The organism is Enterobacter sp. RIT637 (genome assembly GCF_019718755.1).
In the GTDB taxonomy this organism is placed as follows: Bacteria; Pseudomonadota; Gammaproteobacteria; order Enterobacterales; family Enterobacteriaceae; genus Enterobacter.
In genome coordinates, this window is the sequence record NZ_JAIHAZ010000006.1 from 203488 (window position 1) to 219008 (window position 15521).

At 56.0% G+C, this 15521-nt stretch carries 10 protein-coding genes; all 10 read right to left on the reverse strand.

From position 1 onward, the window contains the following. Positions 1-8: 8 nt before the first annotated feature. Complete coding sequence (gene recD / locus K5E19_RS12150) at positions 9-1829, reverse strand: exodeoxyribonuclease V subunit alpha (RefSeq protein ID WP_221551412.1); 1821 nt, start codon at positions 1827-1829, stop codon at positions 9-11. Continuing rightward, entirely contained in the window at positions 1826-5368 is a 3543-nt protein-coding gene (recB, locus tag K5E19_RS12155) for an exodeoxyribonuclease V subunit beta (protein WP_221551414.1), read from the reverse strand. The genes recD and recB overlap by 4 nt, the downstream gene beginning before the upstream one ends. Continuing rightward, positions 5365-8232: a pitrilysin gene (gene ptrA, locus K5E19_RS12160; protein ID WP_221551416.1), complete on the reverse strand. Its 2868-nt coding sequence runs from the start codon at positions 8230-8232 to the stop codon at positions 5365-5367. The genes recB and ptrA overlap by 4 nt, the downstream gene beginning before the upstream one ends. A gap of 140 nt (positions 8233-8372) precedes the next feature. After that, complete coding sequence (gene recC, locus K5E19_RS12165) at positions 8373-11747, reverse strand: exodeoxyribonuclease V subunit gamma (RefSeq protein WP_221551417.1); 3375 nt, start codon at positions 11745-11747, stop codon at positions 8373-8375. Between the two features lie 12 nt (positions 11748-11759). Further along, on the reverse strand, positions 11760-12083 hold the full coding sequence (locus K5E19_RS12170; RefSeq protein ID WP_221551419.1) for a prepilin-type N-terminal cleavage/methylation domain-containing protein: 324 nt from the start codon (positions 12081-12083) through the stop codon (positions 11760-11762). After that, a complete protein-coding gene (locus tag K5E19_RS12175) occupies positions 12068-12469 on the reverse strand; it encodes a DUF2509 family protein (protein WP_221551422.1) in 402 nt (133 codons plus the stop codon). The genes K5E19_RS12170 and K5E19_RS12175 overlap by 16 nt, the downstream gene beginning before the upstream one ends. Next, on the reverse strand, positions 12466-13026 hold the full coding sequence (locus K5E19_RS12180) for a prepilin peptidase-dependent protein (protein ID WP_221551424.1): 561 nt from the start codon (positions 13024-13026) through the stop codon (positions 12466-12468). Before K5E19_RS12180 ends, K5E19_RS12175 begins: the two co-directional genes overlap by 4 nt. After that, entirely contained in the window at positions 13017-13481 is a 465-nt protein-coding gene (locus tag K5E19_RS12185; RefSeq protein ID WP_221551426.1) for a prepilin peptidase-dependent protein, read from the reverse strand. The genes K5E19_RS12180 and K5E19_RS12185 overlap by 10 nt, the downstream gene beginning before the upstream one ends. A 184-nt stretch (positions 13482-13665) precedes the next feature. Next, a complete protein-coding gene (gene thyA, locus K5E19_RS12190; protein ID WP_014171447.1) occupies positions 13666-14460 on the reverse strand; it encodes a thymidylate synthase in 795 nt (264 codons plus the stop codon). Between the two features lie 6 nt (positions 14461-14466). Beyond that, positions 14467-15342: a prolipoprotein diacylglyceryl transferase gene (gene lgt / locus K5E19_RS12195; protein WP_221551428.1), complete on the reverse strand. Its 876-nt coding sequence runs from the start codon at positions 15340-15342 to the stop codon at positions 14467-14469. Between the last annotated feature and the right edge of the window lie 179 nt (positions 15343-15521).

Sequence of the window (15521 nt, forward strand, 5' to 3'; positions counted from 1 at the left end):
CGTTTCACTTAGAGGGACTCGAATATCGCGCTTAAGCCGCTTCGACGTTCCGTGCGCGCGGCAATGGCCTGTACCAGAACGCGTTCATCGGTATAAAGCGACAGCCGCTGGCGCGCGCGGGTAATGGCGGTGTAAATCAGCTCGCGGGTGATGACGGGTGACAGCTGCGTAGGCAGGATCAGCGCCGCATGATTAAACTCAGAGCCCTGGGATTTGTGTACCGTCATCGCCCACGCCGTATCATGCTCGGGCAGGCGACTTGGCTGAACGGACTTCACGCTTCCATCCGGCATCATGAACCAGACGCGCAGCCCCTGACCGCGATCGAGCGCAATCCCGATATCACCGTTAAACAAGCCCAGCGCGCTGTCATTGCGGGAGATCATTACCGGTCGCCCCTCGTACCAGCGCGAATGCGGCAAACGGTTGATTTTACGCTTCTGCGCCAGCAGCTGTTCCAGCCTGTCGTTTAGCCCACTGACGCCAAACGGCCCCTCCCGCAGCGCACACAGGAGCTGATATTCACCGAATGCGGCAATGACCTGCTCCGGCGTATTCTGCTGTTGTACACAGGTCAGGAAGTGCTGATACCCTTCCAGCGCGTCATCCAGCATCGCCTGATACTCTTCGCTGCTTTGCAGCGATTTTTTCTCGATGTCGGTAAAGGTGCCGTCAAATACCACGCGCGTGCTGTGCCGATCGCCGCGGTTTACCGCAGCAGCCAACTGGCCGATACCGGAGTCGCTGCCGAAGCGGTAACTTTTTTGCAGCAGACACAAGCTGTCGCGCAGCGCCCCCGCTATCGGTGAATTATCGGGTTCGAGCGCGCAGCCGGTCAGGCGAGCCAGCTCCTGAGCACGCGCTGCGGTATAGCCAAAACTGGCGTAGGTGCAAATATCCCCCAGCACCGCTCCGGCTTCCACAGAGGCAAGCTGATCGCGATCACCAAGGAAAATAACCCGCGCGTGAGGCGGCAACGCATCAATCAGCCGCGACATCATCGTCAGGTCGATCATTGAGGCTTCATCCACCACCAGCACGTCCAGATGCAGCGGGTTGCCGGCATGATATCGCAGCCGCTGGCTGCCCGGCTGTGCGCCAAGCAGACGGTGTAAGGTGCTGGCCTCATTGGGGAAAAGGGCAAGCTGCGCCTCGGTAAGCGGCAGTTTTTGCAGCGCCCCACCCAACGACTCCGTGAGTCGCGCCGCGGCTTTACCGGTAGGTGCGGCCAGCCGGATACGGCATTTCTGCTCGCCAGATAGCTGAATCAGCGCCGCGAGGAGCTTTGCCACCGTGGTGGTTTTCCCGGTGCCCGGCCCGCCAGAAATCACCGAAATCCGCCGAGTCAGGGCCACGGCCGCCGCCACTTTTTGCCAGTCGATGGCCTCGCCCGAGCTAAACAGGCCATCCAGCGTTTGCCGGAGCTGCGCTTCATCACACGGAAGCGGGGCATTCGTTTCGCTGAAAAAGCGCGCCACCGTCAGCTCGTTGCGCCACAGGCGGTTAAGGTATAAACGCTCGCCGGTCAGGATCATCGGCGTTTGCGTTTCGGCCCCGCTGACGGCGGGAGAGCGGAGTAATACAGCCTGCCAGTCCACCGATTCCCCCAGCAGAACGAAACAGGACTGCAATGCCGCAGGCATTTGTTCATTCAGCACCAGGCGCGAAAGCGGCAGGCAAACGTGCCCTTCTCCGGCGTCTTTGCTGAGGAGAGCGGCTGCGAGCATCACTTCAGGCTCCTCGCCCGCCACCATCATGGCGAACTGAACGTCGAGGTGGCGCAGTACGCGTTGCTCCACGGCTTCCAGCAATAGTTCCTGCATCCTCATGCCATCTCCTCCGTGGTTGCGGCAAACAACTCATCCATCTTTTCTATCAATGCCGCGTCCGGGCGCGTGCTGAAAATGCCGGAGTGGGGATCCGTAGCGTCCACCCCGCGCAGGAAGAGATAAATAACGCCGCCGAAATGATCTTCATAACGGTAATCGGCAATGCGGTGGCGCAGATAGCGATGCAGCGCCAGCGTATAAAGCTGGTACTGCAGATCGTAGCGATGCTGCTGCATGGCTGATGCCATCGCGTCCTGCGTGTAGGCTTCGCTGCTGTCACCCAGCCAGTTCGATTTGTAATCCAGCAGGTAGTAACGCCCTTCATGGCGGAAAACCAGGTCGATAAAACCTTTTAACATCCCCTGAACCTGGCGGAAGTTTAACGGCGGGCATCCAGCGGAAAGCGGATCGTACTCACGGATCAACGCATCAAGCGCATCGGCTTTAAGCGGGCTGGCGATAGGGAGATAAAACTCCATTTCCACCTGCTTGTCTTTAGCGGTCAACTGGCTGAGCGAAATCCCCTGCTGCGTGAGCGGCGCCTGCAAAATCGCAGTGACCCAGTCGGTGAGGACGGGCTGCCATTTCTCGTCAAAGCCGCCGCTCTGGAGCATTTTCAGCACCCATTCCGTAGAAACCGGCTGGGTGAAATCCAGTTCTTCAAACAGGCTGTGTAAAAAGGTGCCGGGTGACGCGCCGCGTGGGAACTGATGCGGAGTCAGGGCAGGCTCAGGGAGTACGTCTCCCACTCCGGCGGCATCTACATCCAGCTTCGGCATCAGATCCTGCGCAATGCTCTGCCCGTGCTGCTGTAAACCGGAGTAACTGGTTACGCGCCAGTCGTCAGCGAGAGTTCGCTGGATTTGCCGGGCATTCAGATCGGAAACAGGCTGCTCCGGCATCTGCCAGCGGCTGTTATCCGGCGATGAGGGAATATGCAGAGCAATATGGTCACCACACAGCGCCTCAACGCACTTGCGCAGGCCTGCCGCATCTTTTGGCTCACCGAGCTGAATAAGACGCCCCAGCGCGCTTAAATGGAAATCGGTCTCTCCTGACTTATCACCACGGCGGCGGAACAGCGGCGCAATGCCCAGACTGCAGTGCCAGACCGAGCGGGTCAGCGCCACGTAGAGCAGGCGTAAATCCTCTGCCAGACGTTCGGCCTCCGCCAGCTCAACGCTGGATTCCGCTTTACTGAGATCGAGCACGGCTTCAAATGATTCACGGTCGTGGTAAAAGGCCTGGTCCTGCACACGATAGTTGGCGATAAACGGGAGCCAGACCAGCGGATACTCAAGACCTTTCGACTTGTGAATGGTGACGATCTGCACCAGATGCTTATCGCTTTCGAGGCGCATCTGCTGACTGGATGAATTGCTGTTCGGATCGCCAATCTGTTGTGACAGCCAGCGCACCAGCGCATGCTCGCTTTCGAGCTGCGTTCCCGCTTCCTGCAACAGCTCGCTGATATGCAGAATATCTGTCAGGCGGCGCTCGCCGCCTGCCGTAGCGAGCATATTCTCCGCAATTTGACGCTTCGCCATCAGCTCGCGCAGCATGGCCATTACGCCGCGCTTTTGCCAGCGTTCCCGGTAGTGGGCAAACTCTTCCACGACGTTATCCCAGGCTTCCTCATCGTTGTTTAGCGCGTCAATATCACGGGCATTCAACCCCATCATTGCGCTGGCCAGGGCGCTGCGAAGCGTGCTTTCACGCTCGGGGGCCAGCACGGCCTGCAGCAGCCACAGCATCTCCTGCGCTTCAAGAGTTTCAAAGACGCTGTCGCGATTCGAGAGATAGACGGACGGGATGTTGAGTAAAGTCAGCGCATCGCGGACCAGCGCCGCCTCCTGGCGACTGCGCACCAGCACCGTAATATCGGATGCCTTAACGGGGTGAGCCTGTTTCCCTCGCCATAACACGGCTTCGCCACGCGCTCCGGCACTCAGCCAGTCGCGGATCTGTGCGGCGCAGTGCTGCGCCATTGCACTTTGATAATCCCCAACGCCACAGCCTTCACCATCGAGTAGCCAAAGGTTCATGGCTGGCTGAGTCACGCCATTGAACTCAAAGCGCAACGAGGCATTTTTTTCAGCAAACTTGACCGGCAGGAAAGGAATTTCACGGAACATAAACGCCGCGTCCATCTGCTTAAAGAGCGTGTTGACGCTTTCCACCATGCCCGGAGCGGATCGCCAGTTAGTCTCTAAGGTGTAATGGGCTGCAACTTCGCTACGGGCCTTCATGTAGGTAAAAATGTCAGCGCCGCGGAAGGCGTAAATCGCCTGCTTCGGGTCACCGATCAACAGCAGCGCAGTGTCTGGCTGCTGACGCCAGATACGGCGGAAAATACGGTACTGCTGGGGGTCCGTATCCTGAAACTCATCGATCATGGCCACCGGAAAACGCGTGCGGATTGCCGCAGCGAGCGCTTCGCCATTTTCACTGCACAGCGCGGCGTCCAGACGGCTTAGCATATCGTCGAAGCCCAGTTCACCCCGACGGCGTTTTTCACGCGCCACGGCTTCACGGATTTCCGTCATGGCGCGGGTAATCATTAAGTCGTTAAGCGTTAACGGCTCAGCCAGTAGACCCTCGATGGCAACAAAAAGAGGATGCTCTGGCACAATGCCATCGGCTTTCGTCCGCTCGGTCAAAAAACGCTGGGAGAACTTTTCCAGAGCGTCCGGGAGCTGGTAGCCTCGCGTCTCTTCCTGTGCCCAGGCGCTGATCTTGTCGATCCATTTGCCCTGATTGCCGCGGTTAAATTTTTTCCTGTCGATACCGGAGTTTTCGAGGATCGAGGTAATTTCACCGACGGACGCATTCCACTTTTGCTTTAAGGTCGCAATTTGCGTGACGATCTTTTCATGGCGAGATGCCAGCGTTTCGTCCGCTGGCGGCGGTGATTTAATGACGGGCGCTTCCCCCTGCAGATAGCGATCGATAGCGCGCAAAAGCTCTTCAGGGCCTTTCCACAACGCATGTACCGCTTCGGCGATGTCACGCTGCAGGGGGTAACAGTGGCGACGCCAGAAATCTGCACAGGCCTGATAGCGAAGCTCAGACTCGTCTTCAATGAGCTGCTGTTCAAACAGCATGCCGGACTCAAAGGCATTCAGGCTCAGCATGCGCTGACAAAAGCCGTGGATGGTGAAAACGGACGCTTCATCCATTTGCCGTTCCGCCAGCAGCAGCCAATGGGCTGCCTGCTGCTTATCGGCAATTTCGTCCAGAAGGCTGGCGTAAAGCGGGTTATCGGTGCTCTGTCGCAGGCAAGCGATGCGAAGCTCGTGAATATTGGCACGGATACGGCCACGCAGCTCGGCGGTAGCTGCTTCGGTGAAGGTCACCACCAGCAACTCCTCCACGCTTAACGGACGCGGAAAAGCGGCAGTACCGCCAAGCCCTAACAGCAGACGCAGATAGAGCGCGGCGATGGTGTAGGTTTTTCCCGTTCCCGCTGAGGCTTCAATCAATCGTTCGCCCTGTAGAGGTAAACGTAAGGGATCAAGGGTCTCAGCGGTATCGGTCATTCTTTCTTACTCCAGGGCATTGATTGCTGCAGCGCAGTGACGCTCTTCCAGATTTTCCAGCCTTTCGGGTTAACGTAATCCGTTTTGCCGTTTTGGCTACCGGAAACCTGAGACAGAATGGCGATCCCCTGCGGTTTAATCACCGCCTGATGGAAGAAATCGGCAACCTTCTGAGGCGTCAGCTGTTTTATTTCGGCCACTACTTTATCACGCGAATCAAACTTCAGATTACCACGATCAAAATCTTTGCTCAGTTGAGACGCTTCCTCACCCAGGGTTTGCGGTGCCTGCATCACCTGCGCGATGACCGCCTGCTGGATCTGGGCAAACTCGTCCGGCTTCATGGCGCGCAGTTTTGCTTCCGCCTGCGGGAAGAAAGCCTGATAGCGCTGCCAGAGGTAGGCAGGCTGTTTATCACTGCTTTGCAGCAGGAAGCCAAGGCCCCACTGGCGGCCCACGTTCATGGAAAAGGCGAAGACCGCATAGCCAAGCTGCTCTTCAGTACGCAACTGGTTGTAGAACCACGGCTGGATGATTTGTCCAAGAACAGCACTCTGCGCAGAGCTGGCAAACTCATCATACCCGGTCGGGACAAACACGGCGGCCAGCGCGGAATCGGTGCTGCTACCCGCTTTTTCGAAAATCACATTCTGCTTTTTCTCAACCAGCACGTCCTGGTTGCGACACCACTCGTCACCTTTTGAACCCAGCTGTGTACGGACATTTTGCGCCAGGGTTTTAGCCTGATCTTCGCTCATGTTCCCCACGATCAGGAACTCCGGGCGCGTATTGACCTTCAGCGCGTCACGGTATGCCAGCACATCTTTTAATGTGATAGAGGGCAACAGCGCACGGCGCTCTTCACGCTGGAAGTAAGGGATCTGCGAAAGCATTTGCGCAGGCATAATCGCCATATCGTAGGCTTTGCCCTTCTCTGCGGAATCCATCATTTGCGCATACCAGGACTTAGCCTGCTCAAGCTGTTCTTGCGTTGGCGTGTAGCTGAAGTAGCCTTCCAGGAGCGCCAGGAACAGCTGCGGTAAGCGCTGAGTATAGCCGTTGGCATTGACCATTAAGCCGTTATTGGCGTTGGTCGAGAAGCTAATCCCCCCGACGGCGGCCTGGTTGCTGAGCTGATCGAGGGCAATACCGGCCAGATAGTCATTGAGCGCAAACATCACCTGATTTTTAGCGCTGTCCATCGCTTTCGGGTTACGCAGAACTACGCTGACATCGGCTTTTGGCTCACTTGCGAAGTAGCGGCTTGGGGTATAGACCACGCGCAGCGTTGGCTCATCAACGATAAGTTCCGGATGCGGGTACGCCTTTGTGGTCTTGATCAGCGAAAAATCGTCCGGGATGTAGGGATTCAGCTCCGGCAGTTTCAACGCAATCTCACCGGCTTTTTTCTGCCAGTCTGCAAACGTTGATTCGCTGATTTTATCAACCTGATAAGGCGCATCCACGAAATAGGCCGTTTTATTATGCGGCTCGTTCGGGCTGATGTACCAGATACGGGCGTTCTGCGGCGTCATCATCGCCAGACGCGCTTTCACCGCATCGGCGTCATACCGATCGGCAATATTGACCGCATCCAGCGTGTGTTCCACCGGCACGCGGATCATGGTATCCGCCAGCCACTCCACGTAATCCATGTCGCGGGTAATGGACGGGTAACGGAAATCGAGATCCAGTACATGTGCCAGTTCGTCAAAGTAGCGTTTATCGACGCCTTTCTCCCGCAGTAATGAGAGATAGCTAAAGATGGCCGCAACCACCTCGTCACGGTTAGCCAACCCTTTATCCGTCAGGGTCGCGGAAATGGCCAGCACGCCGCTGTTGCCGTTCACGACGGGATCGGAGTCTGCGCGAATACCTTCCACCAGCCCCTGCTTTTGCAGCCAGTCAGAGAGCGTGCCAGGGCTGCGATTACCGATAAGATAGGTTACCAGCTCGTCAGTTTTGCTGCGGAATTGCGCGGTGTTGTTATCAATGCGGAACTCAACGCGCAGCACCTTGCGAGGCATTGCCGGGACGTAGTGGATCACGATCCCTTTCTGTGCATCCGTGACAACCGGAACGCTAATCTGTGGGAGATCGATGTTCTTATTTGGCACACGACCAAACGTCTGCGCCGCCATGTTCGCCAGCTGCGGCAACGGCTTGTTGCTGTAGATAACCGCTTTCATCAGGTTAGCGGAGTAGTATTTATCGCGAAACGCGTGCAGCGCATCAAGCACCGGGCTACCCGGTTTATCGCTCAGCGTTTCCAGGTTGCCGCCCGAAAAACGCGAGCCTGGGTGCGCCGGGTTGATGGTTTCGGCACTCACCTGTGCCATACGCATACCGTCGCGGGTGCGGGCCAGGGTCAGCTCGGCGTTAACGGCGTTGCGTTCGCGGTCAGCGTATTTTTTATCCAGAAGCGGTGCAGCAATCGAATCCGCCAGGCGGTCGACAGCGCCTTCCAGCGCATCGTTTTCAACTTCGAGGTAAAACGCGGTGCGGTACGGTGCTGTACTGGCGTTATGACTGCCACCGTGCATTTTGAGGAATTCGGACAGGCTATCTGGCTGCGGGTATTTTTTCGATCCCATCAGCGTCATGTGTTCCAGATAGTGTGCCAACCCCGGATGAGCCTCGGGATCTTCAAGCGACCCAACCGGCACGACTAATGCCGAGAGCGATTTCACCGCCTGCGGATCGGAAACGAGCAGCACGGTCATGCCGTTATCAAGGCGGATTGCCTGATACTGGCGGGTGTCTTTTTCGCTCTTACGGATAGTTTCCTGAACGGGTTGCCAACCGGAATCTGCCTGAGTGAAGGGTGCCCAAAGGGCGACAAACAAAACCAACGCTTTAAACAAGGTGCTACCTCTTTATCACGGCTACATCATTAATACATTGCGTGCTGGACACGCCAACATCTCTTTATTGGGTACATCAGTCCGTGATAAGAAGTGCATCATAAATGAACACCTCATACTGCGCAATTTTTATACAGCGCTCAGGACTGATTAAATTTGAACAGCGGTAACAGGTAGCGCTGTGCTTCTTCAGTGATCGTGTCGAAGTATTCTGGCTCAAGCGTTCGCCACAAACGTTGATACCAGACATCTTCCCCTTCGCCACGCACCATCATGTTACCTTCGTAGGCCTGCACAAACTTATTCCGCGCTTTCTGCAGTGAAGCGTCATCCGTTAACATGGCATCATTCTGCGCGTCATAACAGGCTTTTATCCACGCGCCACCGCTTTCCGGCAGCAGGAGCAGAGGTTTATTCATTCCCCGACGGTAACCGTCGATGTAAAGTGACAAATAACACAAGGCCTGCTCAGCCTCCATCGGCGGAAAACGCCATTCGCCCTCTTTGCGCACGAAAATTCGGCTTTCACCCGTATTACCGCCAGCACTGTAGACAAGATGTTCGAGCCAGAGTTGCAAACCCTGTGAAACGCTGAGCATCGAGGGCCGCCAGCGCAGCAGTCCGTCCGGCTGAACCTGCGTCAGCCAGCCGGTCAAATGGACACCGTTACAGTCAAGGTCGATTTCGATGCTTTTACCGGGTTGTCTGCACTCAATGACGCGTTCAGCAAGTGCCTTCATTTCCTGACACTGCGCCTCCCAGACAATCTCCCCGAACGCACCGTAAGGCAACTGACCCGCGGCACGGTAGCGGCGAAAAAGCGTGGCTGCATCTTCCTGTTCGACCAGGGCATTCAGGAGCTGAAGGTTCAGCTTGTAGCGCTCCAATCCATCCAGAATAAAGGGTTCGGCATCAGGAATTTCACTCTCTTCAGAACGGAAGTTGACCTGCAAACGCTGCTGGAAGAACGCGCGCACCGGGTGTGCCCAAAAACGCTGAAGCTGTTCGAAGGTCAACGTTTCCAGGGGGATTTCATCAAGCTCCTGAATGAAATCGGTATGTGCCATCCCTTCTTTCTTCGCTGCCGGGAGCCACTCGCGGGCATAGCTCTGGTGTTCATTGGCAACATAGTTCACCGGATCAAAGGGCATACGGCTATGACAACAGGTGATGTGGGCCTTCACCCGCTGCTCACTCTCATCACAATTACGCGCTTCGTCTCCCGGTAAATAGTGGCTCTGCCCGATATAGTCCACCAGCTCCTGCACAAGAACCGACGGGAAACGTTCGCTGTTGTCCTGGATCGATCGGCCGATGTAGCTGATATACAGTTTGCTCTGCGCTGAAATGAGCGCTTCCAGGAACAGATAACGGTCATCATCGCGACGGCTGCGGTCGCCCCGCTTCGGTTTAGGACTCATCAAGTCAAAGCCTAACGGCGGTAATGCCCGAGGATAAATGCCGTCATTCATCCCGAGCAGACAGACCACTTTGAATGGAATGGATCGCATCGGCATCAGGGTACAAATATTGACCGGTCCTGCCAGGAAACGCTGGCTGATTCGCTCCTGATCGAGGCGCAGGGTCAGCTCATCGCGCAGAAGCGACAAAGGCACCGCCTCCTGATAGTGCGAATTCACGCCCTCATCCACGATGGCCTGCCACTGCTTTTCAATGAGTGCCATCGCCGCTTCTGTTTCACTGTCCGGCAGGAAGAAATCGGTGAGCATTTCCCGGCATACCGGCAGCCAGGCATCCAGCGGTCGCGGCTGCATCAGCTCCCGTCGCCAGCGGTTTAGCTGCATCAGCAGCGAGGCTAAATGCCCGACCAACTCCGCGATTAACCCGGTGGACTCGTCGTATGGCAGAACGTCATTCCATTCACCCTGGCTGCTCTCCATTGCGTACCCGAGCAGCATTCGCGTCAGGCCAAACTGCCAGGTGTGCTGCCCCGTTGGTGGGAGTTCAAACTCCTGCACGTTGTCGTCATCAATCCCCCAGCGAACGCCGGATTCGTTAACCCACTGGCGAAGATAGCGTAGCCCCTCTTCATTGATGTTGAAACGGGCAGCCAGAACAGGGACATCCAGCAGCGCCAGCACATCTTCAGAAATAAACCGGCTGTCCGGCAGCGACAGCAGGGAGATAAATGCCTGCAAGGCCGGATGGGACTGACGTGCACGACGGTCAGAAATGGCGTAAGGAAGATATCGATCCCCCGTCGCGCTGCCAAAAACGGCCTGAATAAAGGGGCTATAGCTGTCGATGTCTGCCACCATCACCACAATGTCGCGCGGCGTGAGCTCAGGATCGTCCTGCAGCATCGCCAGCAAGCGGTCATGAAGGATCTCCACCTCACGTTGTGGGCTATGGCAGACGTGAAGGGTGATACTGCGATCGTCAGGGTCCAGCTTCCTTTTCCTGTCGCTGCGTTCGAACTCTTCCTCCGTCACGCCCATGACTGCCCTGTTTTCCAGATCCAGAATATCCAACTGAATGTTGTGCAGCAGGCTGTCAGATTCGATTTCAACAAAGGCGTCCACGTCCCCCTCACCAGATGACGTAATGTCAGAGAGCATGTGAATGTAGTCGCGTCCCAGCTTGCCCCAGGACGCAAGCAGCGGATTCGGCAGGTTCTGAATGCCCTCCTCATCGAAAAGCTGCGCGGCGGTCGAACTGTCTTTAAACAGAGGGACAGAGCGCTCTTCAAAGAGGCGTTTTCTTTGACGGGTGACCAGCCGTGACAGCCAGCGCGCATCCTGGATATCGCCCCAGTAGTGGCGACACGGGTTGGTGAACAGAATATGGATATCAATGTGTTTACCCAGCGCTTTTAGCGCGTCCAGATAGACCGGCGGCAAAGCCGAAATACCGCAGATAAACACGCGTGACGGCAGACGGGTTGGTCGCTCCGACGCATTTTCGAGTATCGAGATAAACCGTTGGTAGAGGTTTGCACGGTGCCACTTTGGTTGACCGAGCGCCTCAGTATGTTCCACCAGCGCTTTCCACAGCGGTGCCTGCCAGACTTGTGCTTCCGGTAAGCCCTCCACCTGTTCACCCGCTTCCCAGGCAGTCAGCCATTCGGGCCGGTACACTAAATACTGGTCGTAGAGATCGGCCGTGCGCGACGCCAGCTGGAACAGCTTGCGCTTATCGGTATCGTCATTAAGGTAGTGACGCAGCATGGCGAACGCATCGCCTGGCAGCATATCGGGTAGCAGGGCCATCAGCTTCCAGCTCATGCTCTGCTTGTTGAAGGCGCTCTGTTCAGGGATGTCGGGCAGTACGCGCACGAACATCTCCCAGATAAAACTCGCGGGCAGCGGGAAATCAATGTTTGCCGCTATGCCAAATTTCCGGGAAAGCGACATTTGCAGCCACTGCGCCATGCCGGTGCTCTGCACCAGCACCATTTCAGGCTCAAAAGGATCGTCAAGCCGCTCGCGCTCAACGATAAACTCCATCAGTGCTTCCAGCACATCCAGACGATTTGAGTGGTAGACCCTTAACATAGACGCTCCCGACTACTGGCTAACCGGGCAATGCAGACGCGTCATCTCACCGCGCCGCCCCAGAGGAGAAATAAGTGTAACCGTGATGCTGACACATCTGGCGTGCGTTGTCTGCCCCCGACTGGCCTGCCAGCCTTCGGGGAGAACGGGTGCTGAGAGCTGAGCCTGATTCCAGGCATGGTGCCAGAGCTGACGATACTGGTTAAACAGGGTAAATCGCGCCGCCAGTGCCCGATGAAAACCCGACAGGGCCGTGACGATTATCACCAGCAGCATCATCGCCAGCAGAACCTCAACCAGGCTAAATCCTTTTTCTCTGTTTACGGCAACTGGCATAGCGCCCTCTCCTTAAGCGGACAAAAATCACTCCAGCCGTGTGGCAAAAAGTGAATCTTCCCGTCGACAATCTCTCCTGCGCGCCAGAGCAAAAGGTTATTGTTTCCGGCAATGAGCAAAACTCGCGACTCGCTCAGCCGACGCAAGCATGCTCGCCACGTCGACGCCTTTTTGCATTGAACCTCCGGGGAGACCAGCCAATCCTGAACGCGCCCCCATTCAAGGGCTGAGTGCGCAGACGCCTGCTGCTGAAGCGAACGGCTCTCTCCGCCAACGAGTGCGCTAAACGTTGTCAGCTGCTGATTAAGGCCCGTAAGGATCAGCGTGCCCAACACCAGTAAAAGCAGCACCAGCGCCAGCGAGGACATCCCGCGCTGACGGTTCACAAGTTATACCCTGTGACGCCATAAACAGCCTGGAAAGGCTCACCCTTTTCACCCTGACGAACGGCGGCCAGTTCGATCTTCAACTCAGGCGCGAAACCGGCGTGTTCAACTTTAGCCACCTTAAAGTGCTGGATCACCAGCCTGTTCGGATCGGTGAGCTTTTCCCATCCTTTTCCTTCACAGGATGTCGCCCCACGCAGCGTTTCCAGCGCGCCAGACTCAAGACGAAACCCTGTGCTGTCGTTTTCTGATGCAGAGGCATCCCAGATGCCATTACTGTTTGCATCCCACTGCACAATGACGCAGCTCCCCTGCCTTGCCATCACCAGGCCTTGCCCTGGACAGCTACCCGCGCAATATCCCGCTCTCTGCAGCTGTTTACCGAGGGCAAAAAGCCTTTGCCAGACCTCTTCTTCCACCTCCCGCTGACCGGATTGCAGTAATACCGCCCGCTGTAAGCCCGGTAAAAAACGCGATGCGCTTATGAGCAAAAGGCTGCTGATAGCCGTGGCAATCAAGACCTCCGTAAGTGAGAAACCCTGCTGGTTCATTGACATCCCGCTCCCTCTGAGACATTGCACATCCTGATGCGCCCTCCATTTGAGACAATAATCAGCCATTCCCCAGCACGGCTTTTCACGCGTATCCGCCCTGCCCACGCTGTATCTCTTAATCCATAGAACCCTAATGAGGGTGTTAACTCGCTTATGGTGACGTCAGCCCAAAGTGGAATCAGCACAAAGGCACTCTCCTTCACACAGCCTTGTACGACAGAACTCAACAGACAGACGCCAGCGTCATCTCGCTGAAGCGTAATGAGGTGGTCACGATTGTGCCGATTCGCATCGTTGCGAAGAAACACCAGGTAGTCGCGTATCTGTACGGCGGTCTGCCAGAGCCGCTGCTGTCGTTGCCAACTGTCCCAGCCGTATAAACCCGTTGCGCTCAGGATCACGACCAGCGAAATGGCCACCAGGGTTTCAATAAGCGTAAAGCCGTTCTCTTTTTTCATGCCGGGAGTGTGGCGAAAGGCGGGAAAAGCCGCGAGGGGCAAATCAGGTTTTTACGAGCCGTCATCCAGTGATTGTCGACTATTGCAGGACGTTGCAGCGTCTCTGAAAAACGGCTCGTAAAACAAATCGAGAACGAAAAAAAACCGGCGCTAAAAAGCACCGGTTGTGTGAGTATCTGCCGTATCAGATAGCGACGGGCGCTTTGATGCCAGGATGCGGATCGTAACCCTCAATCTCAAAATCATCAAAGCGGTAATCGAAGATCGATTCCGGTTTACGCTTGATAATCAGCTTCGGCAGCGCACGCGGTTCGCGGGTCAGCTGGAGATGCGTCTGCTCCATATGGTTGCTGTAGAGATGGGTGTCACCACCCGTCCAGACGAAATCACCTACGTCGAGATCGCACTGCTGCGCCATCATGTGAACTAACAGCGCATAGCTGGCGATGTTAAACGGCAGGCCGAGGAACACGTCGCAAGAACGCTGATAAAGCTGACACGAGAGCTTGCCATCCGCCACATAGAACTGGAAGAACGCGTGGCACGGTGCCAGCGCCATTTTATCCAGTTCACCCACGTTCCAGGCGGAAACGATGATTCGGCGTGAATCCGGGTCGTTTTTCAACTGGTTCATCACGGTGGTGATCTGGTCAATATGGCGACCGTCAGGCGTTGGCCATGCACGCCACTGCTTGCCATAAACCGGGCCCAGATTGCCGTTTTCATCTGCCCATTCGTCCCAGATAGAGACGTTGTTTTCATGCAGATAGGCAACGTTGGTATCGCCTTGCAGGAACCAGAGCAGTTCATGAATGATCGAGCGCAGATGGCAGCGCTTCGTCGTCACCAGAGGGAAGCCTTCTTGCAGATTGAAGCGCATCTGGTGGCCAAAAATGGAGAGCGTACCGGTTCCGGTGCGGTCATTTTTCGGCGTGCCCTCATCGAGCACTTTTTTCATCAATTCAAGATACTGTTTCATGGTTCCTCAGGAAATTTGTTGCTGTGGACGACGACGATACGCCCAAATCATCATAATGGCACCCGCGACAATCATCGGAATGGAGAGGATCTGCCCCATGCTGATGTACTGCACCCACTCGCCGGTGAACTGCGCATCCGGCTGACGGAAAAATTCAACGATGATGCGGAACGCACCGTAGCCAATCAGGAACAGACCGGAGACAGCCCCCATAGGACGCGGCTTGCGGATGAAGAGGTTCAGGATGATAAACAGCACCACACCTTCCAGCGCCAGCTCATAAAGCTGAGACATATGGCGCGGCAGAACGCCGTAGGTATCGAAAATGGATTGCCACTCCGGATGCGATGGCAACAGCGCGATATCCTCAGCACGAGAGCCCGGGAAGAGCATCGTATACGGCACGCTCGGGTCAACACGGCCCCACAGTTCGCCGTTGATAAAGTTACCCAGACGCCCCGCTCCCAGCCCGAATGGGATCAGTGGAGCAATAAAATCAGCCACCTGGAAGAAGTTGCGTTTGGTGCGTTTGGCGAAGATCACCATCACCAGGATCACACCAATCAGGCCACCGTGGAAGGACATTCCCCCATCCCAGACGCGGAACAGATAGAGCGGATCGTTGAGGAATACCGGGAAGTTATAGAACAGGACATAGCCGATACGCCCACCCAGGAATACCCCGAGGAAGCCAGCATAAAGCAGGTTCTCAACTTCGTTCTTCGTCCAGCCACTGCCGGGACGGCCCGCGCGACGGCTCGCAAGCCACATCGCAAAAATGAAGCCCACCAGGTACATCAAACCGTACCAGTGCAACGCGACAGGTCCTACTGAGAAAATAACCGGATCAAATTCCGGAAAATGCAGATAACCACTGTTCATCTGTCACCACAAGATGTTGTTATTCCGCTGAAAGTGGACAGCGGTAGAAATGCGCTTCTGCGTGTCGCAGAGGCTCCAAAGTTGCGAATGATAGCATAAGGCAGGCATGGAGGATGCGCCTGAGATGTAAAAGATGTGTATAGGGTATTTCACCCCAGCCCTCTCCTACGGGGAGAGGG

Coding starts and splice junctions, on each gene's coding strand:
- recD (WP_221551412.1), bottom strand. CDS start 1,829: ATGAGGATGCAGGAACTATTGCTGGAAGCCGTGGAGCAACGCGTACTG.
- recB (WP_221551414.1), bottom strand. CDS start 5,368: ATGACCGATACCGCTGAGACCCTTGATCCCTTACGTTTACCTCTACAG.
- recC (WP_221551417.1), bottom strand. CDS start 11,747: ATGTTAAGGGTCTACCACTCAAATCGTCTGGATGTGCTGGAAGCACTG.
- K5E19_RS12170 (WP_221551419.1), bottom strand. CDS start 12,083: ATGCCAGTTGCCGTAAACAGAGAAAAAGGATTTAGCCTGGTTGAGGTT.
- K5E19_RS12180 (WP_221551424.1), bottom strand. CDS start 13,026: ATGTCAATGAACCAGCAGGGTTTCTCACTTACGGAGGTCTTGATTGCC.
- K5E19_RS12185 (WP_221551426.1), bottom strand. CDS start 13,481: ATGAAAAAAGAGAACGGCTTTACGCTTATTGAAACCCTGGTGGCCATT.
- thyA (WP_014171447.1), bottom strand. CDS start 14,460: ATGAAACAGTATCTTGAATTGATGAAAAAAGTGCTCGATGAGGGCACG.
- lgt (WP_221551428.1), bottom strand. CDS start 15,342: ATGAACAGTGGTTATCTGCATTTTCCGGAATTTGATCCGGTTATTTTC.